This window comes from Devosia epidermidihirudinis (genome assembly GCF_000971295.1).
Taxonomy (GTDB): Bacteria; Pseudomonadota; Alphaproteobacteria; order Rhizobiales; family Devosiaceae; genus Devosia; species Devosia epidermidihirudinis.
Genome location: NZ_LANJ01000012.1, coordinates 158,285 through 184,374, shown reverse-complemented (window position 1 = coordinate 184,374; position 26,090 = coordinate 158,285). Strand labels below are relative to the sequence as shown.

General features: G+C 60.7%; 31 protein-coding genes, 2 tRNA genes and 1 pseudogene. 14 read left to right on the top strand and 20 right to left on the bottom strand.

Going from position 1 to position 26,090, the window contains the following annotated elements; all coding sequences use genetic code 11:
• Positions 1-44: 44 nt before the first annotated feature.
• Positions 45-118 (bottom strand) — tRNA-Gly (locus WH87_RS07900).
• Between the two features lie 79 nt (positions 119-197).
• Positions 198-785, bottom strand: a complete 588-nt coding sequence (locus tag WH87_RS07895) for a HupE/UreJ family protein (protein ID WP_046140324.1) — start codon at positions 783-785, stop codon at positions 198-200.
• A 210-nt stretch (positions 786-995) separates the two neighbouring features.
• Between WH87_RS07895 and WH87_RS07890 the strand changes: the two genes are divergently transcribed.
• Positions 996-1,388 (top strand): MAPEG family protein, encoded by a 393-nt coding sequence (locus WH87_RS07890; protein ID WP_052726597.1) that lies wholly within the window; start codon positions 996-998, stop codon positions 1,386-1,388.
• Between the two features lie 57 nt (positions 1,389-1,445).
• Positions 1,446-1,521: transfer RNA gene (locus tag WH87_RS07885), tRNA-Trp, on the top strand.
• A gap of 130 nt (positions 1,522-1,651) precedes the next feature.
• Here WH87_RS07885 and WH87_RS07880 read toward each other — a convergent pair.
• From WH87_RS07880 to WH87_RS07865, 4 genes are all read right to left on the bottom strand, one after another.
• Entirely contained in the window at positions 1,652-2,143 is a 492-nt protein-coding gene (locus WH87_RS07880; protein ID WP_046140323.1) for a YciE/YciF ferroxidase family protein, read from the bottom strand.
• 94 nt (positions 2,144-2,237) lie between these two features.
• Positions 2,238-3,131 carry an SDR family oxidoreductase gene (locus WH87_RS07875; protein ID WP_046140322.1) on the bottom strand — a complete coding sequence of 298 codons (894 nt, stop codon included), beginning with the start codon at positions 3,129-3,131 and terminating at the stop codon, positions 2,238-2,240.
• 83 nt (positions 3,132-3,214) lie between these two features.
• Positions 3,215-4,366: a GGDEF domain-containing protein gene (locus WH87_RS07870; protein ID WP_046140321.1), complete on the bottom strand. Its 1,152-nt coding sequence runs from the start codon at positions 4,364-4,366 to the stop codon at positions 3,215-3,217.
• A 122-nt stretch (positions 4,367-4,488) separates the two neighbouring features.
• Positions 4,489-5,307, bottom strand: coding sequence for an ion channel (locus WH87_RS07865; protein WP_046140320.1), 819 nt, complete (start codon positions 5,305-5,307; stop codon positions 4,489-4,491).
• Positions 5,308-5,388: 81 nt separating this feature from the next.
• Between WH87_RS07865 and WH87_RS07860 the strand changes: the two genes are divergently transcribed.
• The 4 genes from WH87_RS07860 (at position 5,389) to WH87_RS07845 (ending at position 8,668) form a co-directional block, all read left to right on the top strand.
• The gene (locus WH87_RS07860) at positions 5,389-5,889 is read left to right on the top strand and encodes a DUF1993 domain-containing protein (protein ID WP_046140319.1); all 501 of its coding nucleotides are present in this window, start codon (positions 5,389-5,391) and stop codon (positions 5,887-5,889) included.
• A 142-nt stretch (positions 5,890-6,031) separates the two neighbouring features.
• Positions 6,032-6,775: a glycosyltransferase family 2 protein gene (locus tag WH87_RS07855; protein ID WP_046140416.1), complete on the top strand. Its 744-nt coding sequence runs from the start codon at positions 6,032-6,034 to the stop codon at positions 6,773-6,775.
• A gap of 100 nt (positions 6,776-6,875) precedes the next feature.
• Complete coding sequence (locus WH87_RS07850) at positions 6,876-8,399, top strand: flagellar hook-length control protein FliK (protein ID WP_197410749.1); 1,524 nt, start codon at positions 6,876-6,878, stop codon at positions 8,397-8,399.
• A complete protein-coding gene (locus WH87_RS07845; RefSeq protein ID WP_046140317.1) occupies positions 8,396-8,668 on the top strand; it encodes an EscU/YscU/HrcU family type III secretion system export apparatus switch protein in 273 nt (90 codons plus the stop codon). The genes WH87_RS07850 and WH87_RS07845 overlap by 4 nt, the downstream gene beginning before the upstream one ends.
• 50 nt (positions 8,669-8,718) lie before the next feature.
• Here the strand turns inward: WH87_RS07845 and WH87_RS19575 are convergent, their stop codons facing one another.
• Positions 8,719-9,156 (bottom strand): hypothetical protein, encoded by a 438-nt coding sequence (locus tag WH87_RS19575; protein WP_156458153.1) that lies wholly within the window; start codon positions 9,154-9,156, stop codon positions 8,719-8,721.
• Positions 9,157-9,346: 190 nt separating this feature from the next.
• On the opposite strand from WH87_RS19575, the gene WH87_RS07835 reads away from it, so the two are divergent.
• The gene (locus WH87_RS07835; RefSeq protein WP_046140316.1) at positions 9,347-9,865 is read left to right on the top strand and encodes a DUF2076 domain-containing protein; all 519 of its coding nucleotides are present in this window, start codon (positions 9,347-9,349) and stop codon (positions 9,863-9,865) included.
• A 12-nt stretch (positions 9,866-9,877) separates the two neighbouring features.
• Here WH87_RS07835 and WH87_RS07830 read toward each other — a convergent pair.
• Both WH87_RS07830 and WH87_RS07825 read right to left on the bottom strand, forming a co-directional pair.
• A pseudogene (locus tag WH87_RS07830) lies at positions 9,878-10,240 on the bottom strand (cell wall hydrolase); the annotation flags it as partial.
• A gap of 201 nt (positions 10,241-10,441) precedes the next feature.
• Positions 10,442-10,774, bottom strand: a complete 333-nt coding sequence (locus WH87_RS07825) for a hypothetical protein (protein WP_046140314.1) — start codon at positions 10,772-10,774, stop codon at positions 10,442-10,444.
• Between the two features lie 145 nt (positions 10,775-10,919).
• Here WH87_RS07825 and WH87_RS07820 point away from each other — a divergent pair, with 145 nt between their 5' ends.
• Positions 10,920-11,246: a hypothetical protein gene (locus WH87_RS07820; RefSeq protein WP_046140313.1), complete on the top strand. Its 327-nt coding sequence runs from the start codon at positions 10,920-10,922 to the stop codon at positions 11,244-11,246.
• 3 nt (positions 11,247-11,249) lie between these two features.
• Here the strand turns inward: WH87_RS07820 and WH87_RS07815 are convergent, their stop codons facing one another.
• Positions 11,250-11,852 (bottom strand): 5'-methylthioadenosine/S-adenosylhomocysteine nucleosidase, encoded by a 603-nt coding sequence (locus WH87_RS07815; RefSeq protein ID WP_046140312.1) that lies wholly within the window; start codon positions 11,850-11,852, stop codon positions 11,250-11,252.
• A gap of 129 nt (positions 11,853-11,981) precedes the next feature.
• Here WH87_RS07815 and WH87_RS07810 point away from each other — a divergent pair, with 129 nt between their 5' ends.
• The 3 genes from WH87_RS07810 (at position 11,982) to WH87_RS07800 (ending at position 14,836) form a co-directional block, all read left to right on the top strand.
• Positions 11,982-12,281 (top strand): hypothetical protein, encoded by a 300-nt coding sequence (locus WH87_RS07810; protein WP_156458152.1) that lies wholly within the window; start codon positions 11,982-11,984, stop codon positions 12,279-12,281.
• A gap of 75 nt (positions 12,282-12,356) precedes the next feature.
• Entirely contained in the window at positions 12,357-13,412 is a 1,056-nt protein-coding gene (locus WH87_RS07805) for a dipeptidase (protein ID WP_046140310.1), read from the top strand.
• A gap of 80 nt (positions 13,413-13,492) precedes the next feature.
• Positions 13,493-14,836 carry an MFS transporter gene (locus WH87_RS07800; RefSeq protein WP_046140309.1) on the top strand — a complete coding sequence of 448 codons (1,344 nt, stop codon included), beginning with the start codon at positions 13,493-13,495 and terminating at the stop codon, positions 14,834-14,836.
• A gap of 36 nt (positions 14,837-14,872) precedes the next feature.
• On the opposite strand, the gene WH87_RS07795 is transcribed toward WH87_RS07800, so the two are convergent.
• Positions 14,873-15,667, bottom strand: a complete 795-nt coding sequence (locus tag WH87_RS07795) for a L,D-transpeptidase family protein (protein ID WP_245622323.1) — start codon at positions 15,665-15,667, stop codon at positions 14,873-14,875.
• Positions 15,668-15,823: 156 nt separating this feature from the next.
• Here WH87_RS07795 and WH87_RS07790 point away from each other — a divergent pair, with 156 nt between their 5' ends.
• Together WH87_RS07790 and WH87_RS07785 are read left to right on the top strand one after the other, a co-directional pair.
• Positions 15,824-16,030 (top strand): TOBE domain-containing protein, encoded by a 207-nt coding sequence (locus tag WH87_RS07790; protein ID WP_046140308.1) that lies wholly within the window; start codon positions 15,824-15,826, stop codon positions 16,028-16,030.
• Positions 16,027-16,467 carry a DUF6314 family protein gene (locus WH87_RS07785; RefSeq protein ID WP_046140307.1) on the top strand — a complete coding sequence of 147 codons (441 nt, stop codon included), beginning with the start codon at positions 16,027-16,029 and terminating at the stop codon, positions 16,465-16,467. The genes WH87_RS07790 and WH87_RS07785 overlap by 4 nt, the downstream gene beginning before the upstream one ends.
• Here the strand turns inward: WH87_RS07785 and tsaA are convergent.
• Genes tsaA through WH87_RS07765 form a run of 4 tightly spaced genes read right to left on the bottom strand, consistent with a single transcriptional unit; the run spans position 16,464 to position 19,792 of the window.
• Positions 16,464-16,964, bottom strand: a complete 501-nt coding sequence (gene tsaA, locus WH87_RS07780; protein ID WP_046140306.1) for a tRNA (N6-threonylcarbamoyladenosine(37)-N6)-methyltransferase TrmO — start codon at positions 16,962-16,964, stop codon at positions 16,464-16,466. The two genes, WH87_RS07785 and tsaA, sit on opposite strands and share 4 nt — an antisense overlap.
• Positions 16,954-17,748 carry an ABC transporter ATP-binding protein gene (locus tag WH87_RS07775; RefSeq protein WP_046140305.1) on the bottom strand — a complete coding sequence of 265 codons (795 nt, stop codon included), beginning with the start codon at positions 17,746-17,748 and terminating at the stop codon, positions 16,954-16,956. Before WH87_RS07775 ends, tsaA begins: the two co-directional genes overlap by 11 nt.
• On the bottom strand, positions 17,745-18,761 hold the full coding sequence (locus tag WH87_RS07770; protein WP_046140304.1) for a FecCD family ABC transporter permease: 1,017 nt from the start codon (positions 18,759-18,761) through the stop codon (positions 17,745-17,747). Before WH87_RS07770 ends, WH87_RS07775 begins: the two co-directional genes overlap by 4 nt.
• Positions 18,761-19,792, bottom strand: a complete 1,032-nt coding sequence (locus WH87_RS07765) for an iron ABC transporter substrate-binding protein (RefSeq protein WP_052726595.1) — start codon at positions 19,790-19,792, stop codon at positions 18,761-18,763. The genes WH87_RS07770 and WH87_RS07765 overlap by 1 nt, the downstream gene beginning before the upstream one ends.
• Before the next feature lie 194 nt (positions 19,793-19,986).
• Here WH87_RS07765 and greA point away from each other — a divergent pair, with 194 nt between their 5' ends.
• Positions 19,987-20,469 carry a transcription elongation factor GreA gene (gene greA, locus WH87_RS07760; RefSeq protein ID WP_046140302.1) on the top strand — a complete coding sequence of 161 codons (483 nt, stop codon included), beginning with the start codon at positions 19,987-19,989 and terminating at the stop codon, positions 20,467-20,469.
• A 66-nt stretch (positions 20,470-20,535) separates the two neighbouring features.
• On the opposite strand, the gene WH87_RS07755 is transcribed toward greA, so the two are convergent.
• The 5 genes from WH87_RS07755 to WH87_RS07730 all read right to left on the bottom strand — a co-directional run bounded on the left by WH87_RS07755 (position 20,536) and on the right by WH87_RS07730 (position 26,090).
• Positions 20,536-20,949, bottom strand: a complete 414-nt coding sequence (locus tag WH87_RS07755) for a hypothetical protein (protein ID WP_046140301.1) — start codon at positions 20,947-20,949, stop codon at positions 20,536-20,538.
• A 149-nt stretch (positions 20,950-21,098) separates the two neighbouring features.
• Complete coding sequence (locus WH87_RS07750) at positions 21,099-22,427, bottom strand: HAMP domain-containing sensor histidine kinase (RefSeq protein WP_052952313.1); 1,329 nt, start codon at positions 22,425-22,427, stop codon at positions 21,099-21,101.
• Entirely contained in the window at positions 22,414-23,091 is a 678-nt protein-coding gene (locus WH87_RS07745; protein ID WP_046140300.1) for a response regulator, read from the bottom strand. Before WH87_RS07745 ends, WH87_RS07750 begins: the two co-directional genes overlap by 14 nt.
• A gap of 360 nt (positions 23,092-23,451) precedes the next feature.
• Positions 23,452-25,158, bottom strand: coding sequence for an ABC transporter ATP-binding protein (locus tag WH87_RS07735; protein ID WP_046140298.1), 1,707 nt, complete (start codon positions 25,156-25,158; stop codon positions 23,452-23,454).
• Positions 25,158-26,090, bottom strand: a complete 933-nt coding sequence (locus WH87_RS07730; protein WP_046140297.1) for an ABC transporter permease — start codon at positions 26,088-26,090, stop codon at positions 25,158-25,160. Before WH87_RS07730 ends, WH87_RS07735 begins: the two co-directional genes overlap by 1 nt.

Sequence of the window (26,090 nt, the reverse complement as noted above, 5' to 3'; positions counted from 1 at the left end):
GCCCTGAAGGGCCAAAGCACCTGACGCTCGCGATTTCGAAAGCTTGGAGCGGGTAGCGGGAATCGAACCCGCATATTCAGCTTGGAAGGCTGCTGCTCTACCACTGAGCTATACCCGCCCGGTCGAAACCGACGCAAAGGCATTAGCCCGAGCGGGAGGGGCATGGCAAGCCCCTCCAATTCATTGCGCAGCATTGGTTAGAGCCAGCCGGTCAAAATGCCCACCCCGCCCAGTGCAAACGCGCCGCCTGCAAGTTGAGCCGCATACTTGCCGTAGCGACCAATGGCTGTGCTGACGCCAAATGTCGCTGCAATGCCAGCGAGATGGAGGAGGGCGGTCGCTGCGATGAACCCTGCCGCGTACGTGAACCCACTGGCGTCAGTCGGCATCTCGGAGCCATGGGCATGGCCGTGGAAGACTGCAAAGACCCCGACAAGGCCCATTGCGGTTACGACAGGCATCGGGCGCCCCAAGGCCGCCGCAGCGCCAATGACGACGCTGGACAGGGCGATTCCGAGCTCAACAAACGGCATGTCGATCTGTGCGACGCCGAGCATGAAGCCGACGTTCATCATTGCCACGAAGGACAAGGGCACCAGCCAGAGTGCGCGACCACCCAGGACGAACGCAAAGACGCCAACTGCGACCATCGCAAGTATGTGGTCCAGCCCACCAATGGGGTGTTCAAAGCCGTGGACGAAGCCTGCTGTGTGGCCAACACCGGTGTGAGCAAAGGCAAGGGTGGGCGACAGGGCAACAATGGCCAGCGCAAGCAATAGACGCATGATTATCCTTCCGGGGTATTTCTCCCCTGAGTGATCAGTCGGCGCCGCCGGGATTCCACAAACTCGCAAGCCTTTTATTGGATGACGATGGCAGTTTGTAAATGGCCGCGTCCGCGTTCCAGGGACGAAGTCCGCTTTGCCATTGCTCACAGGGCTTTGGCTCGATAGCCCTATGGGCCACGCTCACGGCTATCCAACAGGTGAATACCAATGCTCTTGATGATTCTTCTCGTGCTGCTGCTTTTGCTGGTCCAGGTCATGCTGCCCGGAAACTATCTGACCAAACAGGTCGGCACCCAAGCGCAGACTGGTCCGCGCGATAACCTGCCCGAGCCAACCGTTGAGCTCGCACGGTCGCGCCGAGCACTGGGCAATCTGCAGGAAACTCTGCCGGTGTTCCTGACGCTGGCGATTCTCTCGGTGGTGCTCGGAGAGCAGGGGTGGCTGTCGCTGGTGGGCGGCGGCGTCTATTTTGTCGCGCGTTCGATCTACGTCGTTTGTTACGTACGTGGCCTCAGCCCCTGGCGTTCCATCTGCTTTATGGCCTCGCTGCTGGGGATCGTTCTGCTTGCCATTCCGGTCATTCCACACATCTGGGCATGATCGCGTCAGAAGGTCTTGCACAAAGCACTCTTTGCCATTAGACAAACCCTCGCCTGAAGGGGTTTAGCTCAGTTGGTAGAGCATCGGTCTCCAAAACCGAGGGTCGTGGGTTCGAGTCCCCCAGCCCCTGCCAGGCATCTCAATGATAGTGTTAGGTTTATGACCTTCGACGCGCACGCTGCGTCGAAGGTGTTGCTGCTACCGGTGGCGTGGGATTGATCCTACACCCTGGTGTGACTGCAGTTTCAATTGTTGAGGTGGCTCTAAGCGGCCATGGCGTTCAGGTTGGTTTTTGCCAGCTTCGAAAGCTTGGCATCCGTGGCAACCTCTTCACGCAGGGTGGCTTCGAACAACGCGGCCGCTTCCGTCATGCCCAGCTTTTCCGCCCAACTTTTCAAGGTGCCGTAGCGGGCAATCTCGTAGTGCTCGACGGCTTGGGCGGCGGCTGCGAGACCCGCATCCAGCGCACTCGCGCCTTTGAAGTCTTCCATGATCGACTTGCCCTCCTCGAGAATGCCGAGAATTGCGTCGCATGTTTTGCCGCGTGGCGTTTTGCCGAGCAGAGCGAAAACCTGTTCCAGACGTTCAACATGGCCTTCAGTTTCGGCAAAGTGCTGCTCAAAGCCCGCCTGCAACTCGGGGGAATGTGCTGCCTTGGCCATCTTAGGCAGCGCCTTCAGGATTTGGCGTTCGGCGAAATAGATGTCTTTGACGGTGTCGAGGAAGAGGTCGTCGAGTGTCTTGTCTTCGGCCATTTTCAACTCCTGTGAGTAGACGCTTCAAAGGCAACGGGCGGGACTATGGGAAGTTCCGCCGATCATAAAAGGACAATTGTCCTTTGCGGCGGTCTCAGGCGATTCCTTTGCCGCCGGTGACACCGAAAACTTCTCCAGTGATGTAGCTGCCTTCCTGGGAGGCCAGGAGCACGTAGACTGGTGCGAGTTCGACGGGCTGCCCGGGGCGACCGAAGGCGCTATTGCCACCAAACTCCTCCACCTTTTCGGGAAACTGGCCGCCGCTGGGTTGAAGTACCGTCCAGAAGGGACCGGGGGCGACTGCATTTGCCCTGATACCTCTCTCAATCAGCTGTGATGCCAGTGCCTTGGTGTACGCTACGATGCCCGCCTTAGTGGTCGCATAGTCCAGAAGTTGTCCCGAGGGCTCATAGGCCTGGATGGACGTCGTCGTGATGATCGATGCACCCGGGGGCAGATGGGGCAATGCGGCTCTGGTCATCCAGTGCAAGGCGTAGAGATTGGTCTTGAGGGTCTTGTCGAAGTCCTCGCTGGTTACATCTTCAACGGTCTCTCGCGCTTGCTGGCGAGCCGCGTTGATCACCAGAATGTCGAGGCCGCCGAGTTGCTCCACGGCATCTGCAACGACTGCGTTGCATGTTTTCTCATTTGAGATGTCACCGGGAAGCGCAATCGCTTTCGTTCCAGCTTGATCAATGTAGGCGATGACCTCGTTGGCATCCTCAATCTCTGAGGGCAAAAAGTTGATCGCGACATCGGCCCCTTCACGCGCAAATGCAATGGCCACGGCGCGGCCGATGCCGGAGTCTCCGCCCGTGATCAGTGCCTTTCGGCCAAGCAGCCGGCCAAAGCCAGCGTAGCTTTCTTCGCCGTGGTCTGGCTTGGGCTCCATCTTGCTGACCAGCCCGGGGGGCGATTGTGTCTGCGGAGCAAATGGCGGCGCGGGATATTGATGTCGGGGATCTTGCATGGTGAAGCGATCTGGCATCGAACTCTCCTTGTCTGTGAGAACTCAATGCTTCGCTGCTGCAGCCGTTCCTTCACGACTGCCGTCGCTGGTTCGTTGATGCGTTACGCGCGTTTGGCGTCAGTGTATCGTGATGCCTTGAGGGCCTTGTCGCGATAAAGGGATTTGTCAGCCTCGATCAGCAAGTCCAGTGCGTTATCGGCCGACGCGATATGTGTCGAAACGCCAAGGCTCGCCGAAAGCGCCACGGCGCCATCGGGGACTTCAAAAGCGGTCGTGGCGATCAGGTGACGGAGGGTTTCCGCCTGGCGAGCGGCCTCGCTTTCCCCTGTAGCAGGCAGCAGGACGCAGAATTCGTCGCCACCGAGCCGGGCGACGATATCGCTGGGACGAATGTTCGCGCTGATGAGCTGACCTAGCTGTTGGAGTGCCTTGTCTCCGGCGGCGTGCCCATAGTTGTCATTCAGCGGCTTGAAATTATCGAGGTCGATGAGGACGACGGACAAGGCGCGGCCGGTGCGCTTTGCGTCGTGCTGATATGTGTCCAGCTTGCGTTGCAAGCCACGACGGTTGAGCACACCGGTCAGTTCATCGGTCTCTGACATGCGCCGCAGAGTGTCCTGCAAACGGTCGATCGTCATCATCGCAAAGCCCAGGTTCCAGACTATGCAGCTGAAGACGGTGCAGAGCAGGGCGTAGGACGCCAGGACATAATAGATCTCGAAATCCAAGGCGTGCGATAGGACGAGCCCGTTGCTCACGATGACCATCAGCTGGCCAAGTGCGGCGACCGAGAACGCCAATACGGCAACCACCATGCCAATCCCGGGCTGACGATGGCGCAGCAGGTGATGGACAGACATGCCCATCACACAGGCTTGTCCGGTGGCATAGACAATGGCCCGTCCGCGATCGAAGTCATAACACGCGATCATGAAGGCCATAGCGATGAGCGCGCATGCAACGACGTGGCGTTGACCTCCCGCCTGATGCTGGAAGCGGCGGAGGCCGATCCAGAACTGGCCAAATCCGAGGATGATTATCGTATTGCCGAGAATGGCCGGAACGAGTGATCCCTCGTTGCCCTGGATCGCCAAGACGCCGCCACCGATCATATTCAGCGCCATACCGGCCAGCCAGTACAGGGCAGGTGGATTGGGCCGATACCGATACGCAAACGCCGCCCAGATCACGCAGAGCGTGAGCGCGTTCATGAAAATCAGGATGTAGAGCGTCAGGAAATCCAGGCTTGGCATCGGTCCCCCAGTTGGAACCCACCGTTACAAGGTGAAACCTAACCTGCGGTGAAGCCGCTTGGTGAACCCGAAGTAACCTTTGCAGCAACGACGGGCTCTTCCATATATTTCGCCGGACGAACCTAATCCTCACCAGCATTGGGAATGTTGAGGATATGTCCACATGCTTTGCAATGGACTGCGTCGGGATCATGCTTTTGCAGGCCGCATTGCGGGCAGGGGAAGACGATCTTGTTTGGCCGGAAGATGGACTGGGCGAGCCGGACAAATAGCGAAATGCCGATGATCATAATGACAATAGAGGCCAGCTTACCCATTGTCCCTGGCAAGGTGACATCACCGAAGCCGGTCGTCGTTACTGTGGCCACGGTGAAATAGAGCGCGTCCACATAACCGGTGATGCCATCGCTGCGGTTGGCGAAGGCTGTGTAGACGAAGCCGGTGACGACGAAGAGGAATACCAGCAGGTTGATGACCGCCTGAATGGTGTCCTGATAACTGGCGAGGCCGTGCTTTTTCAGGGGGCGCCAGAAGGCGTAGCCACGGGTTAGCGTCCACAGGCGCAGGATCCGCAAGAATCCGAGATTGACCAGCCAGCCGGGTGCGAGCAGCGTCAGCAGAATGAAGACATCAATGATGACCGGCGGCTGCCGGAGCCAGCGCAGGATGTCGGTAGAGGCGAGGGCGCGGGCCGTGAAGTCGATCAGCAGGATTGCGGCGATAGTGTAGTCGATCCAGAGAAAGGACGGATTGTCCTTGAGCAGAGGCGTCGCGATAAAAAACGCGATGATCGCCAGATCAACCAGCAGGACCGCATACTGGAAGCGCTGCGCGCCGGGGGCCTGGCTGTGATAGAGCAGGCGAAGCTTGTTGCGCAGCTTTTGCAGCCATACTGGACCAAAACTTGGTCCTGCCAGGGGCTTGTCTTTGTCCGGATGCATCCCGATCTCGCTAGTCAGCCACCATGACGTGGCGCACAAGACAGTTCCCGTTCGGGTCCTGACAATCAAGGTGTCTTTGCGATGACGATCTCTATGTACGGCATGTCTGTGCCGGTTTTTACGCGCATGCTGACCAATCTGTTGGCGATCATGGACAAGGCGGAGGCCTATGCGGCTGACCGCAAGTTCGACACGCTCGTGCTGTCAGAAGCGCGTCTCGCTCCGGATATGATACCGTTTCGCGGGCAAATCATGATTGCGACCGACCACGTTAAGGGCTGCGTCTCGCGTCTGGCGGGTAAGGAAGTGCCCTCATGGCCCGACACCGAAAAGACCTTTGATGAACTGCGCGCTCGCATCCAGAAGGCGCTCGACCTGTTGTCGACCGTTCAGGCCTCCGATCTCGATGGCTCCGAAGACCGTCAGATCACGCTGAAACTGGGTGGTAATGAGGTTACCATGGACGGCGAGACCTATCTGACCCAACGGGCGCTGCCGAACTTCTACTTCCACGTGACGACCGCTTATTCGATCCTGCGCAATAACGGCATTCCAATCGGCAAGCGCGACTATATCGGCTGATTGAAACTTGTGCTGCGGGCGGTATCGTACGGTGCCGCCCGCCAAAAAGCTGGAAAATGCCCGCTCAATGTTGCCGTTGCGGGACTTTGACGGTATCTGCTGGCAATCTTGGGCCACGGGCCCTGATCTGCAAGAGGCCGCAATGAAACTGGCATTTGTTATACCCGCCTATAATGAAGAGGCGCTAATCGGCAAATGCCTTGAGTCTGTGGTGGCTGAGATCGCGCGCTCCGGCGCTGACGCGGAAATCATTGTGGTCAACAACGCCTCGACCGATCGCACCGGCGAGATTGCCCGCAGCTTCCCATCTGTGCGCGTGGTCGATGAGCCCAAGAAGGGCCTGGTCAACGCGCGCGACGCTGGCTTCGCTGCCAGCGAAGGTTTTGACCTCGTCGCCAATATCGATAGCGATACGATTGTACCGGTGGGTTGGCTCGACACGGTGTTTTCCGAGTTCGCCAAGGACACCAAGCTGGTCTGCCTCAGCGGCCCCTATGTCTACTATGACATGAGTGCCTGGAGCCGGTTCCTCGTGAACATGTTCTATGGCCTGACCTACCTGATTTACGTCCTCAACCGCTTTGTGCTGCGGGTTGGCTCTGTCGTGCAGGGCGGCAATTTTGTGTTTAAGCGCGCCGCCTGGGCCCAGGTGGGCGGCTATGATCGCTCCATCCAGTTTTTCGGCGAAGACACCGACGTCGCGGTGCGCCTGTCCAAGGTTGGTGGCGTGAAATGGACATTCAAGCTGAAGATGAAGACCTCGGGCCGGCGCCTTGAAAAAGAGGGCGTGTTCAAAACCGCTGGCACATACACCCTGAATTTCTTCTGGGTCACTTTCCGTGGCAAGCCAGCGACGAAGGAATACACTGACATCCGCCCCGATTGAGCCAGGTTTTGTTAAGTTTCCCAAGAGGCGGGAATCATAGGATGATCGGCGTACGCTAAGGTGGGTACGCCGCATGGTGCGGCAGAGGGTCAGCCACGCCATGTCCATTCCCTCGCAGCTTCCCTCAATAGCTTTGGCCACGCGTTCAAGCGCGTTGCAGGCGCTTGCTCTGCAAGCAGGGCAGATGCTGGACGGCAAGGTCATTGGACCGGCCCCAAATGGCGGCACGCAAGTTCAGATCAACGGGCAGATGTTGAATCTGGTCCTGCCTAATGCCGTGAATGTGGGGGCAGTTCTCAATTTTGAAGTTCAGGGCAGCGGCGCGCAGTTGCGTCTCGCATTGCTCCTGCAGCCTCCCACGCCCCAACCAGCTCCCACGCCCCAGCCACCGGTAACGGTATCCGCCGGGGCACGCGCTGCGATCGAAAATGCGCCGCTGGCGCAGGCCTCACAATCCGCCGTTTCATCCTCCCCAACGCTTGCTCCCCAGTCCAGCGCGCCAGCCATGGTACCAGGTTCGGTTGCTCCGACGGTGACTACCAACGCCGGTACCACGCCTCCTCCTGCCAGTGTCTACCCGCAGGCCGCTGCCAGGGCGCCTGTTGTGACGTCGACACCTTCAGGTCTGTCCGTACAGCGGCCCAACGTCGCTCAGATGGCAGCGCCTGAGCGACCAGCGGGTGTGATGACGCAGGGGACCGCGCCTCCAGTCTCGCAACCTGCCACGCCCAAGGCGGCGTTGGCGCAGATGGTTCAGGTGTCTTTGCCCCGGCAGGATAGCGCGGCCGGGCTTACCACCGCCCTGAGCACCCTTGCCGGTAAAGTTGGGCTGCCCGAGCCGGTAATGCGCGCCGTTCAGCGCGTGTTGGCGGCGCAGGTCTCGCTGGAAGGCGGGAAGCTCGATGGCAGTGCCCTGCAAAAGGCAGTCCTGAGTTCTGGGTTGTTTCAGGAGGCGCAACTCGCACGGGGCGCGGTAACCCTGGCGCAGGGCGATATGAAGGCCTCCCTGCTTGTCCTCAGGCAAACGATGGCATCGTGGCTGGGCCATGGAACGCCGGTTGCAGCGGTGGCCAATGTCCCCCCCCCGCTCAAAGGAGCGGTGCCCCGAGCACGCGGACCGGCGGTAGCGCCGCTCGATCCGGGGACGACGCTAGAAGATCTTGGCCGACATGTGCAGGAGCGAACAGAAGGGGCCTTGGCTCGGGTGAGGCTTCATCAACATGCATCGCTTCCGGATGCGCAGGCAAAGGGCAGCGGAGACTGGAGCCTCGATTTGCCTGTGCTGGTCGGTCAGCACCAGACCATGATGCAGTTTCAGATTCATCGCGATCAGCACAACGGCACCGAGGCGGAAGGTGAGCGCGGGTGGCAGATGCGCTTCGCGATCAATCTTCCCGATCTCGGCGAGGTCGGAGCGCAGGTGTCGCTGCGCGGGCAGGCGACCGGGATCATGCTGTGGGCGGCCGAGCCAGACGCTTCGGCGGCGCTGGAGTCGGAGATGGACGCACTGCGGGAAACGCTGGTCAGCGTGGGGCTCCAGCCGGGGGCGATTGTGGTTCGACATGGTGAGCCGCCTGCGCCAGCGGCAAGGCCATCGGGCAACTTCGTGGATGCTCGGACATGAGTGACGAGCTCAAACCAAGATCAGTGGCCGTCGCGCTTCAATACGAGAAGGGGAGCCGCGAGGCGCCACGCGTGGTGGCCAGCGGACGCGGGCTTGTGGCAGACCGGATTGTGGCTCTTGCCGAGGAAAATGGTGTGGTGATCGAGGCCAATCCGGTCTTGGCCGAGGCGCTGAGTGGTGTCGAAATCGACGACAGCATTCCTCTCGAACTCTATGAGGCCGTGGCTGTCGTGATTGGCTATGTGCTGCGCGTTGGGGCAAAAAAATAGCCCCGCTGCCGGTTAAGCAGCGGGGCCATGATTTTCACGTAGCCCAGAGGTTACATGCCGAGCATCTGCTTGGTAGCGGCTTCAGCCATATCGGCGGCCTGCTTGATTTGCTCGTCGGTCAGGCCCTGTGCCTTGCCGGCGTCTTCAGCGGCCTTGCGAGCAGCGGCAACGGTCTCGGCCTTCTGCTCTGGGGTGAGCGAAGCTGCCTGAGCCTGAACGGCCTGCATTGCCTGTTCTGGGGTCATGGCCGCAGCGCCGGCAGCGGGAGCCATTGCGTCGGCGGCAGCAGCAGCGGCTGCAGGGGCAGCGGCTGGTGCAGCAGGAGCAGCGGGTTCAGGGGCAGCAGCTGGAGCCGCAACTGGCGCAGTCTCAGCAGGGGTGGAGGTCTCGGTCGTTGCGGCTGGCGCAGCTGGGGTATCTGGGTTGCTGCAAGCAGCCAGGGCCAGAACGGAAATAGCAGCGAGCGGCAGGAGGAACTTGGTGTTCATGGATTTTTCCCTGTGGTCGTGGCGACTTGGGTGACGCCGATCACGGTCTCGTTACACCAGTACCTCCGGCAAAGTTTTGTTCGGTTTGTGGCTTTTTCGCGGCGACGTAGAATTTGATCGCTCAAACATTGCAGCGCTGACAATGTTTTACCACATGCAGTGAAGTTAATCGAACGCGAGGAGTGCCGTTATGTCGAACCGTGACGATAGTGACGCAATCAATGGCCTGTTCGACCGCGTCGAAGACGTGGCGCGGAATGCGGCGCCTCGAGACCGGGATGCCGAGGTTCTCATCCAGCAGCGACTGCGCGACTACCCGCCAGCGCCTTATTATATGGCGCAGACAATCCTGGTTCAGGAAGTTGCCCTGCGGCAGGCACGCGAGCGGATTGAGCAGCTAGAATCTGCACAGAGCCAGCAGCGTGGTGGTTTCCTGGGCGGGCTGTTTGGTGGTGACGAGCCGCAACGTCAGCCGCAGCGCGCTCGTGGTCCTTGGGATCGCGGGGCAGGCGGGAATGGTGGTTTTTTGGCCGGGGCGGCGCAGACTGCGCTGGGCGTAACCGGCGGTATGCTGCTGGGCAGCGCGATTGCCGGGATGTTTACCGGTGGCGCCAATGCGCAGGAGCTTGAACCGTCCCCCGCCGAAGACACGGATGCGGGCTCAGATGACTATGACGGCGGAGACTTCGATATTGGCGGCGATTTCTAAGCGAAATCAGTACTTTTCGTAGAACTCGTTGCCGCCAGCCTCGAGCACGTAGTGCATATTGTTGTAGGGGAAGCGCAGGCCGGCGGTGTGGAAATGCTGAGCATTCTGCACGCCGGGATGCCGGTTGCCACGCAGCACTTCGTCCGCCATCTGCGAGGCGAGCACTGCGCCGCTATCGGTCATCTTGCGGGTGAGAACGCCTTCTGCGAACTGGTTCTTCTGCCCGACAACGCCGCAAACGTTTTGCGGATAACGGGAATCCGCCTTGCGGTTCATCACGACCGTTCCGACAGCCAGCATGCCTTCGGCGCTGGAGCGGTTGGATTCAAAGTACATCGCGCGCATCAGGCATTCTTTCTCGCTGAGCTGCGCCATGCCGAAATTAAGGCCGAGAAAGCTGCAACCGCCAAGGCTTGATGCAGCCACGACGAGGGCAGCTGCGCGAAGCAGTGCTTTGGTCGAAAAACGCATTGGGCCATCTCCGGTCTGTTGCAATTGTGCAAGTTTGACTGAAAATGACCCAACAGACTTAAGGTCGCGTTGACCGAGAAGGTTAGCAGGCTGCTAACGTTTGGCTTAGTCGCGCGTGAAAATCAGCGCCGAAATAAGGGCAATGGTGCCAAGGGCGATGATCACGGGCAAGGGGTTCTCCTGCACGGCCTTGGTCGCGACAGTTGCCTGGCGGCTCACCTGCTTGGCGACGGCTGCGCCCTGATGGCGAACTTCCTTGGCGAGCGCGACTGCATTGTGCTGCACGTCATCAAAGGTGTGGCCGCTGTAGTCGCTGACTGCTTCAGCAATCGAGGCGATTTCCTTGCGCAAGGATGCGATCTGGTCAGAGATGTTGCTCGACAGGTCATCGCCCGCGTCTTCAAGCTGCTTGATGGTACGTTTTGCGGCAGTTGCCATAATGACGCTCCTTTAGTTGTGTCACTTGCTCAACTCTGCGTCCGACAAGAAGTTCCGGGCCCGAAGGTTTTTCACTACTCACTCTTGGATGGGGCGAGCAGAGTTCTTAGGTTAGGAGTGTGATTTGGGCGAAGAAAGGCCATTGATGCACAAGACCAGGGCAAGGCTCGATCGCCAGTTCGACAAGCTGCAGCGCCGCATTCCCGATGCGGCAGCCCGTGTGCTCGAGCGTTTGCGCCAGCCGGAAGCGCGCTGGATGCGTATCCCCCTGGGTATCCTCCTGGTCCTCGGTGGCATCTTCAGCTTCCTGCCTGTGCTCGGTCTCTGGATGCTGCCCCTCGGCCTGCTGCTCCTCGCGCTTGATCTTGTGATCCTGCAAGGGCCAGTGAATACGGCCATCGTGCGCGGCACGCGAAAGTGGACCACCTGGCGTCGGGCACGCCGGGACAAGAAGGCAAAGAACCAGAACTAGGCGCTAGAGCCGTCCTGCCGCGTGGTCGATCTCGATTTGGTCCACGACTGCGGCCAGCTTCTCATCGATGATGTGCAGATATTGCGTCCAGTCATGCACGCCGGTCAGTTCGGCGACGCCATCGGAAATGCCGCGCAGTGCCAGAAGAGGAACTGACCACAACTGGCAGGCTCGGAGCACCGCGTAGGTTTCCATATCCACCATATCAGCATCGATGCTGTCATAGGCCGCGCCGGACACGACGTTGGCGCCGGTGGACAGCCGCGCACCAGCAACGCCCTCGATCTGTGGGGACAGCGCCATGACCGGGGGCAGGTCCAGCAATGGGGTCTGCCCCTTGGGAAACCCGAGGGCGGACGCGTCCATGTCGCGATAGGAGACGCTGGTGGCCTGATAGACGCCGCACTGCTCAAGTGTGCGCGAACCAGCGGATCCGAGAGACACAACAAGGCTTGGAAGTGTGCCTTTGGCTTCGGCCTGCGCCAGCGCGCGCGTGACCGATACTGCTGCTTCGACAGGCCCAATGCCCGAGATCAGCGGGGTGATGCGGGCGCGCAGATGGGGACCATATTCGGACTCAGCGGCCATGACGTAGAGGATGCTCATGCCTGCACCACTAGCATAGGAGCCCTGCTTTCCAAGCCAGTGTTGTTACCGGATCAGTAATGGAATGGTGGCAATGTTAGCTATCGGCCGCTGGCAATTGTGCGAGGGCTGCATGAACAGGGGACCAAAGTGCGTTTCGCGGAGATCGATGCTGGCAGGGAGTGGACGGAGCCGAAGCGGTACGTACCAGTTGCTGATACGGTTCCGGTTGTGGTGGAAGACGTGGAGGCAGAAGCCCGTCGCCGCCTGAAAGCACTTAAGGTCAATGAATGGCGCACCCGCGAGTTCATCTCGGGCCAGCCCATGCCAGAAGAAATTCGGCACCTCGCGCTGCAGATCGAGTTTGCGGCTGCCGCATTGGTCCGCTTGTCGCCGATCCCGGACGACTACGACGACGATCTCTACTGGCCACGCGTCTGGGATCGTTGATTGGGCCTGATTGGGGTTCGCAATCGCCTGCAACTGGCATAACCTTGCGGCATGTCACGTTGCAGGAAAGTCTAGATGTCCAAGCCAGTTACCGCGTTTGATGGTCACAATGATGCGTTGCTGCGCATGTATCTTGATACTTCTGGCGACCCCATAGCGTCCTTCATCAATGGCGGCGGGCGCGGGCATCTGGATTTGCCCAAGGCGCGGGCAGGGCATCTCGCTGGCGGCTTCTTTGCGGTGTTCGTACCGCCTGCCGAAAAGTTCGACTTCAGCCCGATGGGCAATGCGACATATGACATGCCGCTGCCACCCGAGCTTGAGTTGGATTATGCGCGTACCGTAACGCTCGGGCAGGTCTCCGTGCTGTTGCGGCTGGAAGCGGCTTCCAATGGCCAGATCGTCGTCTGCAGGACAGCCGGGGAAATCCGTGCGGCCACAGCGCGTGGCGCATTGGCGGCGCTCCTGCATATCGAGGGCGTCGAGGCCATCGACAAAGACCTCCACATGCTCGACGTGCTTTATGCGGCAGGTCTGCGCTCGCTTGGCCCTGTGTGGAGCCGCAACAATATCTTCGCCCACGGTGTGCCATTCCGCTTCCCTGGATCGCCTGATGTCGGGCCGGGGCTGACGGATGCAGGTCGTCGCCTTGTGGCGGCGTGCAATCGCCTGGGTGTGGTGGTCGATCTCTCTCATATGAACGAGCAGGGGTTCTGGGATGTGGCAAAACTGTCGACTGCGCCGCTGGTTGCGACGCACTCCAATGTCCACGCCCTGACCGAAACGCCTCGCAACCTGACCGCTCGCCAGCTTGACGCGATCCGCGATAGCGACGGTGTGGTTGGGCTAAACTTTTCGGTGAGTTTCCTCCGACCCGACGGGCGTAACAATCCGGATACTGGTTTCGACATCATGCTCGCCCATCTCGATGCCATGATCGAGCGGGTTGGTGAAACGCGCGTCGCCCTTGGTTCCGACTTCGATGGCGCCATGATTCCGCGCGAAATCGGCGATGCCTCCGGTCTGCCCAAGCTGTTCGATGCCATGCGGGCACACGGCTATGGCGACGAGTTGGTCGAGCGGATTGCCTATGGCAACTGGCTGTCTCTCCTGGAGCGCACCATCGGCTAGGCGATCCAGACAGCTGATTGGCGTGTAGCGGAGATGTGATAGGCTCGGTCGCCTGAAAGACGACTGTCCACGAGGCGACCATGAGCCCATTTCACCAAATTCTCGGCAACAACCTCGTCGCGAATGTCACCAACTACACAGTTTGGTTCGCTCTCACGTTCTGGATTTATATTGAGACGCAGTCGGTGTTTGCGACCGGAATGGTCGCAGGCATCTATCTTGTGTTCACCGCTGCCCTTGGCTTCTGGTTTGGCAGCATCGTCGATCACAATCCCAAAAAGCTGACCATGCAGGGGTCAAGCGTGGTGTCGCTGGCGTTCTTCAGTCTGTCCTTGGGAATGGTGTTTTTGGAGCCAGAAGGCGCATTCAAAGACCCCTATGGCCCCTATCTCTGGGGCTTTGTGTTCCTGGTTATGCTGGGTGTGATCGCGGGCAATATTCGCTCCATCGCGCTGCCAACGCTGGTGACCATCCTTATTCCCGAGCCAGAACGCGACAAGGCCAATGGCCTGGTTGGCATGGTCAGTGGCATCGGGTTTTTGACCACATCTGTCATCAGCGGTTTTCTCGTTGCCTGGGGCGGGATGGTCGCCGTGCTGGTGTTGGCGGTCGTTGTGTCGTTCCTTGTCTTCGTCCATTTGCACTGGGTGCATATCGATGAGCGGCGCGCTGTGGCCGAACCCGGCGTGCCCACGGAACCCAAGCGCGTGGATATAAGGGGCACAATCCGTACCATCGCCTCCGTGCCCGGACTGTTTGCTCTGATTTTCTTCGCCACGTTCAACAACTTCCTCGGCGGCGTGTTCATGGCGCTGTTGGATGCCTATGGGCTGTCACTCGTGTCGGTGCAGATGTGGGGCTTGCTGTTCGGCGTGTTGTCGACTGCCTTCATCGTGAGTGGCCTGATCATCTCCAAAACTGGGTTGGGTAAAAATCCCCTTCGCACACTGCTGATGGTCAATCTGGTGACCTGGGGCGTGTGCTGTGTGTTCACCATACAGCCCTCTATCTGGCTGCTGGCCGGCGGGTGCTTTATCTGGATGTTCCTTGGCCCTTATGCTGAAGCGGCAGAGCAGACGACGCTGCAAAAGGTTGTTCCGATGGAACGTCAGGGGCGCGTCTTCGGCTTTGCTCAGTCTATCGAACAGGCGGCGTCGCCGCTGACGGCATTTCTGATCGGACCGCTGACGCAGTTCATCGTCATTCCATTCATGACAGATGGAGCGGGCGCCCAGACGATAGGCGGCTGGTTCGGCACGGGACCAGCTCGAGGCATTGCGCTGGTCTTTACCGTGGCGGGCCTGCTGGGCGTGGTGCTGACCCTGGTGGCGATGAACTCGCGCTACTATCGGATGCTGTCTGCGGCCTATGCCAAGGAGCCGGACGACGATGACGGGCCAATGCCCGCGCCTAGCATGGCTTGAAGCAGAAAGGCCGCCTCGAAAGGGCGGCCTTGTTGCTTAGAAATATGCCATTGCGGCGCTGCTCTGGATTGGCGGGCAGGCGCCGTTCGGATCGAGTGGCTGTGTCGTCGGGTCGTTGCGGTTGAACACGTAGCGCTGTTCGCAGACGTCCCAGGCGGGTGGCACGCGCGTGTTTTCGAAGATGTCCGCGCCCTGCTTGAGGTTGGTCCAGAAGGCAATGTGGGGGCTCGATGCGTGCTTGGCCATGTTCGCGTCCGTCATGCGGAACGGGAACATCTGCACCTGAAAGTTGCGATTGCCACCGCTGAACGTCTCGCGAGCCAGCGCGTAGATCTCTTTGATCTGGCCATCGGTCATGGCGTAGCAGCCGACCGATTTGCAATCGCCATGCACCATCAGGTTCGATCCCGTGCGCCCAAGCGAGCGATCAAACTTGTTGGGAAAGCCCGTGTTGAACGACAGGTAATAGGCCGACTTCGGGTTCATCAGGCCGGGAGAGACATCATAAAAGCCCTCGGGCGACTGCATGTCACCTTCGCGGATTTTGGGTCCGAGCGCGCCCGACCAGGTGCAAATGGCATAGGTCTTGAACAGCGCATACTTGCCGGTGGTGGTCTGCTTCCAGACCTCAAGCTCCGAGCTTTCCTTGTAGATCCGGACCAGCATCGGCGCCTTGGGCGACGAGCCGATGGCTGCCAGCCGTTCCACTGCAGCCTTTGGCAGCGGCACCATATGCCTGTTGTCGCCGGTGAACTGGCTGCATCCTGCCAGCCACACAGCCATGATGGCCAAGCCGGCAAAACGGAGCCAACGGGTAGAAACGGGCGACATGCAAACACCTTGGTAAAGACACGGTTACCCTATTGGATCGGCGTTACCGATCTCTTGCTTGCGTGGATATTCCCCATCACGTCGACGCGAGGTCATCGCACTTGACCGTGGGGTCGGGGAGTGTTCGTTGAACGGATCGAACCGAAAGGAGTCGTCATGAAAATCAGTGCGCGCAACCGTCTCAAGGGCACGATCACTGAAGTCGTGAAAGGCGCGACGACAGCGCATGTTCGCATCGATGTGGGTGGGTCGATTGTGACCGCCTCGATTACCAATGATGCCGTGGACGAGCTGGGACTGGCTGTTGGGCAACAGGCTTATGCGATCGTGAAGGCCTCTGACGTCATGGTTGCTGTCGATTGACTGCGACTTTGGTGGTGCCAGACATCGCGGCCCTTCTGGTCGGCGAGTGGCGGCTGGATCGGACCGTTTCCGATGGCGGCGATATGGTGGGGCGCGCCAGTTTTACGCCAAGCCTTGAGGGTTTGCGGTACCGCGAAAGCGGACGGCTTCGGCTTGAGGACGGCAAGGGCTACGACTTCGAGCGGCGCTATCTCTATCGGATCAGCGGGCTGCGAATGGACGTCTTCTTCGACGAGACGCTACCGCGCCTGTTCCAGAGCGTCCGACTGGCGCAGATCAACGGCATATCGGTTGGCGAGGGGTTCCACGCGTGTCCGCCAGACATCTATCGGTCGCGCTACTGGCTCGAAGAGGGCGTGGTTCGGATCGAGCATGTCGTGTCCGGCCCACGCAAGGACTACACGATCAGTAGCACGCTGACGCGCATCGACGACTAGCCCGCGTCACCCACCTGAAAATCGCCAGCCTGCGCGGCGGCAAGGGGGCTGAACAGAGTGCGGTCGGGCTTGATGTCGAGCAGGGGTGTTCCATCGAGGCAATCGAGGCCGCGCACGAAAAGCGTGGCGCCTTCGACCCGCTCCAGTTTGACGATGGATGTGCCGATGGGATTGGGGCGCACGGGGGAACGGATGGAGAAGGTGCCGCGGGTGGTGCCATCCTTTGCCGGGCTTTGCAGCACCAAGTCGCGGCGCGATCGATCCAGCCAATAGAGCAATTCCAGCCGTTCATAGAGGTCGACGCCCGACAGGGCCGCCGCCCAGGGTTCGAAAATGTCGATGCGGCAGAGTGGGCCATCGTGACGACCCTGGCGGGGGCATTCGAACCGCGAGGTCCAGGGGGTGGAAATCCGGCCGATATAGATCAGTCCGGCATCCGTTACCTCGGGGACAGATACGGCGATTTCGCCGTCGCGAATTTCGTTCTCACGGACCATTGTGGATTTCCTTGTCGAAGGGTACGGGCGCGATGGTTGCCGCGGCACTGCCGGGCAGGCGGCCGATGACCACGTCCACTCCATAGAGCTGTTTGATGGCCGCAGCCGTCAGCACGTCGCCGGGGGCGCCAATGGCGATGATGCGACGCTCGTGGAACAGCGCAACGCGGTCGGCGCAGAGCAGAGCGTGCTCCGGATTGTGGGTGGACAGAACCACGCTAATGCCCTGGCTGGCCAGCGTGCGGACATGGGAGAGCACACGGAGCTGGTTGCCGTAATCGAGGCTGGCCGTTGGCTCGTCCATGATGAGGATGGATGGCTCCTGCGCAAGGGCGCGGGCAATCAGCGCGATCTGGCGCTCGCCCCCACTGATCTCGGTATAAGGCCGGTCGGCGAGGTGGCTGAGGCCGAGGCGGTCGAGGCAGGCGTCGGCGATGGCAATGTCGCTGCGGCTTGGCGCGGCGAAGGCGGGGACACGCGCCGCCCGTCCCATCAGCACGACGTCACGCACGGTGAAGGGGAACAGCACCGCGTGGGCCTGCGGGACATAGGCAACGGCACGGGCAAGGTCTTCACGCCGCCAATTGGTAAGCGGTTTTTCGTCGAGGGTGACGGTGCCATGGCTAGGCGTCAGCAGGCCCAGCATGGTCTTGAACAGCGTGGTTTTGCCGGCGCCGTTTGGGCCCAGCAGGCAAGTGACGCCGCCATTTATGGTGATGTCCACGGCTTCGCCGATGAGGCCGTGACCGTAGCCGAAACTTAGATTTGTGGCGGTGAGCTTCATTGCCAGCCTCGGCGACCGCTCGCGAGCAGCCAGATGAAGAAGGGGGCACCAAGCGCTGCTGTCAGGATGCCGAGCGGCACTTCGATCTGCGCGATGCTGCGCGCGAGAATGTCGACGATCAGCAGAAACGCCGCGCCGAGCACCATGGAGGTAGGGAGTAGGCGGCGGAAGTCGGGGCCGACCAGCATACGGGCGATGTGGGGGATGACGAGGCCAACCCAGCCGATGACGCCGGAGATGGAAACCGAGGCGGCGGTGATCAGCGTGGCCGATGCAATGAGGATCAGGCGGAGGCGGCGGGTGTCGATGCCCAGGGTTTTGGCTTCCTCATCGCCCAGGGTCATCAGGTTGATGCGCCAGCGGAACAGGAACAGCGGCACGAGGCCGATGGCAAGCGCGGGGAGGATCGAGAAGATGTCGCCCCGCGTGACTGAGGTGAGGCTGCCGAGCAGCCAATAGGTGATGGCGGGGAGCTGGTCATAGGGATCGGCTAGAATCTTGATGAGCGAAATACCTGCTCCGACGACGGCGCCGACCGCAACGCCCGCGAGAACCAGCGTCAGGACGGGGTCGCGATGGCGGATTGCGCTGCCGATGGCGTAGACGGCGCCAACCGCGAGCAGGCCGCCGACAAAGCTGGCTGCCTGAATGACGATGACGGGCAATGACAGGAAAATGCCGAGCACCGCACCTAAACTAGCGCCAGAAGAAACGCCCAGAATATCTGGTGAGACCAGTGGATTTCTAAACAGGCCCTGGAAGGTTGCACCGGCGGCGGCAAGGGAGGCGCCGATGCCGAGAGCCGCCAGAATGCGTGGGAAGCGAACGCTCCAGATCACCGTATTGACGGTTGCGTCGGTCGGCGATGCTCCCCAAATCCAGCCGAGGGTGGCGTGCAGCAGGTCCGTGGGCGCGACCGGGTATTTCCCGATCAACATGGACATGAGGGCCAGAGCCGCGAGCCCGATGGCATAAGGCCAAAGGGCACGCGGGCGTTTGGTGTCTGACGTCACTATTTTGCAGGCAGAGCGCCGGTCAGAAGCGTGGTGACCTGCTCATCGCTGAGGTCGACGCCGTAGAACAGCTTGTAAAATTCCTTGGTTTCTGCCGACAGGTCGTTCTTGATGGTGCCGGGGTAGAACAGGTTTTCCAGCCAACGCACACCGATCAGGCGGTTGACGCTTGGTGGGCTATCGAACCAGCCGAATGGCAGCGACGGTGCAACAAAGACCATGTGGGCTTTGACGGCGCTAAGGCTTGCCCAATCCGGGTTCGATGTGGCGGCGGCGGCGAAGGCAGGGTCGGCGGCGATGATGAAGTCTGGATCCCAGGCAAGGATTTGCTCGAGGGATACCTCTGTGAGCCCTCCCTTGCCAGCGACGGCGGCGGCATTGGTCGCGCCGACTTCGCCGAGCAATTCGACATTGATCGAGCCGGAGAGGCCGGTTTCGAGCCCCTCGGGACCGCGACCGTAATAAACGCTGGGACGGTCGCCTTCCGGGATCGTCGCGAGCTGGCCGGTCAGGTCGGTGAGCGTCGCATCGGCATAGTCTGCCAGAAGCTTTGCGCGGCCTTCCTCACCCAACAGGTCGCCCAACATGCGATAGGTGTCGCCGGTCTTGGCGAAGCTGCCGTCGATCAGGATGTAGGGGATGCCAGTCTGTTCCTGCACCTTGTCGGCGAGGGAGATGTAGGTGTCATTGACCGTGCCGACATCGATGATGATATCGGGCTTGGCCGCAAGGACCACCTCCATGTTGGCGTCACCGCTCTTGCCGGTGAGGCGGCCATAGGTCGGCAGGCCTTTGGCTTCTGGCGACAGGTAATTGAGTGCTGCGCCCTTTGGCTCGGTGACCCAGCCGGCCAGCTTTGCCGGAGAGAGGGTGTAGAGCAGCACGGCGGCTGGCGGGCCAGCGGGCAGGGCTTTTTCGATAACCTCGGGGATTTCCACCACGCGACCACCGGCATCGGTGAAGGGCCGTGCCTCGGCAATCGAGAGCGTCAGCAGAAGGCAGGTGCTTGCGAGTAAGGCGCGTCTCAGCATCAGAAAATCTCGGTCTCATCAAGGTTCTGAGTCGCACTATTGCATGCCGATATATCCATTGAAACATATCGCGACATCGTCCCGCGCGGACGCGGCGGCTATTGGGTAGGCGCGCGCGGGTATTTGCGCCGATTGCCCGAATAGGGGTATTCCGACAGGCTGCGGCAGAGGTCCGCGTCAGACGGAGATATGCAGTGAGCGTCGCTTTTACCAAGGAAGACAGTGCCGAAACCGCTTCGGAAACCCTGCTTCCCGACCGCCCGATTTCGGCTGAACCCAATCTCGTTACCGCCGAAGGCCTTAAGGCGCTGGAGGTTCAGGTGGCCGAAGCGCGCGTCGCCTATGATGCGGCCATGCTGATCGAAGACATCAACGAACGCCGCCGGCAGGCCGCCAATCCGCTGCGTGATCTGCGTTATTTTTCGGAGCGGCTGCGCACGGCGCAGCTTATCCCGGCACCGACCACGCGCGACATCGTAAGCTTCGGCAGCACCGTTACCTTTAACCGCGACGATGGCCGCAAGCAGACATATCGCATTGTCGGAGAAGACGAGGCCGACCCCAAAGGCGGCTCCATTTCCTATGTGTCTCCCATTGCGCGGGCGCTGATGGGCAAGGTTGAAGGCGATGTGGTGACCGTTGGCGAGCACGAGCTGGATATCATCGCGATCGCGTAGCGCCCCATAAAAACATACGCCCCGGCACGATGGCCGGGGCGTTGGTTGTTCTCGGCGGCGCAGAGCTTACGAGACGTAGAGCGAGACCGCGCCGTTGCCATTGTCGACGATGTCGACCACGGTGTTGATCTCAATCTTGTTTTCCTGGAGGATCTTGGCGGCAGCGGGATCAGCCTTGAGGGCTTCGCGCAGCTGGTTGATCGACTGGGCGTCGTCCGACAGTAGGCCGACGGCTTTATTGAGATCTTCGCCATCTGTCCATGCGCTGTCATAGTGGAGGACGGACACGGTCTTGGCGTTGACGAGTGCGGTCACGTCGTCCTTGTTGAACACGGCCAGCTGGCTCTTGAAGTCGGAGATCGACAGACCGTTGCCGGGTTCTGCGACGGAGAAGACTGGGGCGGCGAACGCTGCGCCGGTGCTTACAATGATGCTGGCAGCTGCAAAGGCTGTAACGGCGAACTTTGAAAATTTGCTCATGACTAAACCCATATTCCGGCGATTAAACCTCGATCCTGGAGCGCCGGGTAGGATCGAGAGACGCTGCGTCTGCAACAACACCGGTGTTCTAGCGTGCCCCCTTTGCGCTGACCCTTCGCGAACTTTACAATTTTGCAAAGTTCGGCGGCTCATTTGCCGCGCGGCAAGGTCACTGTAACGACAAGCCCCGGGGCATTGTCCGCGAGCGTTATCGTGCCGCGATGCCGGGTGACGATGGCCTGCACTAGCGCCAGTCCAAGTCCGGTCCCTTCGCTGCGCCGTTCGGCCTCGAGGCGGACAAAGGGGCGGAACACCGCCTCGCGCTGAGCGGCGGGGATGCCCGGTCCTGTGTCGCGAACAACGATCACTGCTCCGGCGGGCGTTTCTGCACAGGCCAATGCGATCTGTGCGCCTGCGCCAGCATAGCGATTGCTGTTCTCGATCAGGTTGACCACCAATTGCACGATCATGCGACGATCGCCGAACGCGGTGACTTCAGGCCCATCCACCAGCGTCAGGGACTGCTGCGCGTCTTCTGCCACGGGCTGATAAGTCTCGTAAAGTTCGGTCAGCAGTTCTCTTAGAGGAAAGGCGATGAAGGACGAGCGTTCACCGGAGGACTCGATCCGCGAGATCCGCAGGATGGTGTCCATCGTGTTTTGCAGCGCCAGTAGTTCCGCATCGGCCTGAAGAACCAGGTCAGAGCGATTGTCAGGCTCATCAACGGCCTGTTGCAGGAGCAGTGAGGCGCGATTGAGTGGCGTCTTGAGATCGTGCGCGATGGCAATGGCGGTTGAGCGCATCGTGTCCATCAATCGCGACAACCGCTCAAGGTGGACGTTGATCTGTTCGGCTAGGTGGTCGATCTGATCGTGTCCAGCGCCGACCGGTATGCGAGCACTAGCGTCGCCGCGGGAGACAGCTTCCAAGCCGTCCGCCAGAAGCTCAAGCTTTTGCGACACGCGTCGGCTAAGCGCATAGCCAATGGCAAGTCCCGCTGCCCCTACAACCAGGCCAGCCATCAAAAGGGCTCGCACGATCTCGGTAACGGTGAGCTCCACTGCTTCCGTACTACGTCCGAGAACGAGGGTATGATCTTGAAGTTGCTCGACAAACTCGAGGAATTCACGATCGTTGTGGACCCTTGTTGCCCAGCCAGTAAAGTCCGGTGCCTCGGTCAGATTGCCGATCAACGGCGTGCCATTGGTGGTGAACATGCCAACGACGTAGCGCGTGCTGGCTTGGGTAGCCCCCGCCGCCCGCACGAACTGGGCCAATCCGGCTTCGCCATTTGCGGCCTGCGCCTGCCGCACCAGTTCGAAGTCTTCAAGGATGCGCGCTTTGAGCTGGTCGACCAGTGCGGCACGGCTGGTGGTGAGGATAAGCCAGCCAGCGCCCGCCAGTACCGCCGCGGTCATGATCAGCACGAAGAGTGATGACCGAAAGGCCGACCCGGTGAGCGGGTTAGCGCGGGACATGGATGGAATAGCCGGAGTTACGCGTGGTGTGGATCAACTGGACGTCGAAGGGCTTGTCCACCTTGGCGCGCAGCCGGCTCATGTGGGTTTCGACCACCGTGGTTTTGGGGTCGAAATTGAAGTCCCAAACCTGTTCGAGCAGCATGGTCTTGGTGAGAATGCGGCCCGCATTGCGCATGAGGGCTTCCAGCAGGGCATATTCCTTGGATTGCAACTCGATCGTGACGCCCGCGCGCGTTGCGGTATGACTCAATAGATCAAGTGTCAGATCCTGCACCTGAAGTTGCGTCGCTATCGGCGCGTCTGTCGAACGTCTGGTCAGTGCAGTGATGCGGGCCAACAGCTCCGAAAAGTGGAACGGCTTGACCAGATAGTCGTCCCCACCCGCCAGCAATCCCTCGACCCGGTCTTCCACATCGCTCATTGCGGTCAGGAAGAGCACAGGCAATTGCTGGCCGGCGGAGCGCAGGCTTTTGACCACGCTCAGGCCGTCCATGCCGGGCAACATCCGATCGAGGATCAGCAGGTCGCAGGGATTGTAGAGGCAGAACGCCAATGCATCGCGTCCGTCAGCAACGCTCTCGACGCCATGGCCCTCCTGCAGAAGGCCCTTTCGCAAAAACTCAGAGGACTGACGATCGTCTTCAGCAATGAGTATCTTCATTCCAGCGCTCACAAGGACACGTGGGTGTATGTATGCACGATCATGTCATAGGCCGCAGACCAAATTGTCCAGCTAGTCCTCGCAGGGCGCGCTCGGGACCTGTGGGTCGAGGTCGCGCGCAATGTGCCGCCGGAATGGGGCCAAGACCATCAGCCGGCGCCGGTATGGAACGGCGAGAAGCGCCGCGAGTTCCAGGCCAAGTCCCAATAGTTGCGCACTGGCAAGTCGTCTGCGCTCCGCCTCCAACGATGAAGGCTGCTGGCGTGCAAATTTCTGCTCAAGCATGTGGACGGGATGCGCAGCCGCAATTGTTGGGGCACGCGTCTCACAAAGGGATGCCAACGGTAGACCTTTTCTACCTTACCGCTTCCTGCGCGTTTTCGATGGTTTTACGGAAGATCCGCGCAGGTGGCTTATGTCGGGCACTGCCGCAAGCAAGGCCTGCGTGTATTCGGCCTGTGGTTGCTCGAATACGGATTGAACCGGACCGCTTTCTACCAGAGTGCCATTCTGCATCACGCCGACCCAATCGGCCATCTGGCGGACGACGGCCAGATTATGGCTGATCAGCAGGTAGGTCAGGCCAAACTCGGCCTGCAACTCGGCCATCAGATCCAGCACCTGTGCCTGCACCGAAACGTCGAGCGACGATGTGGGTTCATCGCAGATGATGAATTCTGGCTGGCTGGAGAGGGCGCGGGCAATGGCGATGCGCTGACGCTGGCCGCCAGAAAACTGGTGGGGGTATTTGGCAAGCGACGCCGGGTCGAGCCGCACGCGCCGCAACAGCTCGGCGACCCGGTCTTCGATCTCGCTGGCATTGGTGGCGAGCCCGAGTGTGCGGATAGGCTCGGCAATGATGTCGCGCACACGCCAGCGTGGATTGAGGCTGGCATAGGGATCCTGAAAGATCATCTGAGTCTGGCCGCGCTGGCGACCGGACCTGCCGCGGGTGACCACAGTGCCGTTGATGCGGACCGTGCCGCCGGTGGATGGGAGCAGGCCGGCCAGCAGGCGGGCTGTGGTCGATTTGCCTGATCCGGACTCACCGACCAGACCGAATGACTGACCTCGGCCAATCGTGAACGACACGCCATCGACGGCCTTGATTGTCGGCGCGGCGCCGGTGCGCAGGCGATCAACAAGCGTGGAGGGCAGGGCAAAGCTGCAGGACAGGTTCTCCACCTCAACCAAGGGGGCTGATGGCAGCGCCTTAGGACGTTTTGTGGTGTCGCTGATGGAGGGAATGGCCTCAATCAAGCGCTGCGTATAGGCGCGCTGCGGGGTGCCTATAATGGCGCGGGCGGTTCCCGTTTCGACGATTTTACCAGTGTGCATCACCACGACGCGGTCAGCGATTTCGGCGATGACGCCCATGTCGTGGGTGATCAACAGAATGGCGACGCCGCGGCTGTCGGCGAGCTTGCGTAGCAGTTTGATGATCTGGGCCTGTACTGACACGTCGAGCGCCGAGGTGGGTTCGTCGGCGATGATCAATTCCGGATCGGCTGCGATGGCCAGGGCTATGACGATGCGCTGGCGCTGACCGCCGGAGAACTGGTGCGGATAGGCATCGAGGCGCCGCTCAGGATCGGGAATGCCGACTTCGTTCAACAGATCAATCGCGCGCTGCCGTGCCGCGATGGCGTCGAGGGAAAGGTGGGTGCGGATGGTCTCCGTCAGCTGGTGACCAATGGTGTAGAGCGGGTTGAGGCTGGTGAGCGGGTCCTGAAACACCGTACCAATACGCCGCCCGCGCAGGTTGGCGAGGTCCTTGGTCGAGAGGGTGTCGATGCGCGCGCCAGAAAGCCTGATTTCTCCGCTGGCGATGCGGCCAGGTGGATCGATCAGGCCGATCACAGCCGCGCCGGTCATGGACTTGCCCGCGCCGGACTCCCCGATTACGCCGAGCACTTCGCCGGGAGCGACCGAGAGCGAAATGCCATCGACGGCGACGAATTCGCCTTTGCGGAGGGCAAAGCTCACCGTCAGGTCACGAATGTCGAGAACGGGCTTGGCAGACGTTTCGATAGCCGGGTGGTCGAGTAGTTCGGGGACGAGCGACATCAGCGCAACCTTGGATTGAGGGCGTCACGCAGCCAGTCGCCCAGCAGGTTGACCGAGAGCGCGAGCGCAACGAGAGCGATTGCGGGGAAAGCCAGGATCCACCATTCGCCGGAGAACAGATATTGCTGGCCGATGCGGATGAGGGTGCCGAGCGAGGGTTGCGTGGGGGGCACACCGACGCCGAGATAGCTCAGCGTTGCCTCCTCGATGATGGTGAGCGCGAGGCCAATGGTGGCGATGACCAGAACCGGTCCGAGCACGTTGGGCAGAATGTGGCGCAAGAGGATCAGCAGGGGATGCACGCCGATCAACTGGGCGGCCGCCACGTAGTCCTTGCTCTTTTCGACCAGTACGGCACCGCGCACCGTGCGGGCGAAGGAGGGCCAATTGGAGAGGCCCAGTGCGAAGATCAGCACCCAGACCGCGCTGCCCTCCTGCTGGGATGGTGGGACAATGCCGCGGGCTATGCCGAAGATCAGTAGGGCGATGAGGATGGCGGGGAAGGTCAGCTGCACGTCGGTGACGCGCATGATGGCAGCGTCGACGATGCCGCCCACATAACCCGCAATGAGCCCGGAACCGACGCCGAGCAGCAGCGAAAAGCCGGTGGCTGCGAAGGCGACGAACAGCGATACGCGGCTGCCGTAGAGAATGGCCGAGAGCATGTCGCGGCCCTGATTGTCGGAGCCCAGTGCGAACCAATGTGGCGTGAACTGGCTGGTGGACCAGGGCGGCGTGAAGCCGTCCATCAGGTCGAGCGAGCCAGGGTCGAACGGGTCATAGGGCGCGATCCATGGGGCAAGCAACGCGGCCAGCACTAGAATGAGCGCGACCGTGGCGCCGATGATGGCGGCGGGGGAGCGCTTGAACGAGTGCAGCACATCGCTGGCGAAAAAGCGCGTTGCGGCATTTGGGGCGTCAATGTCGGTCAT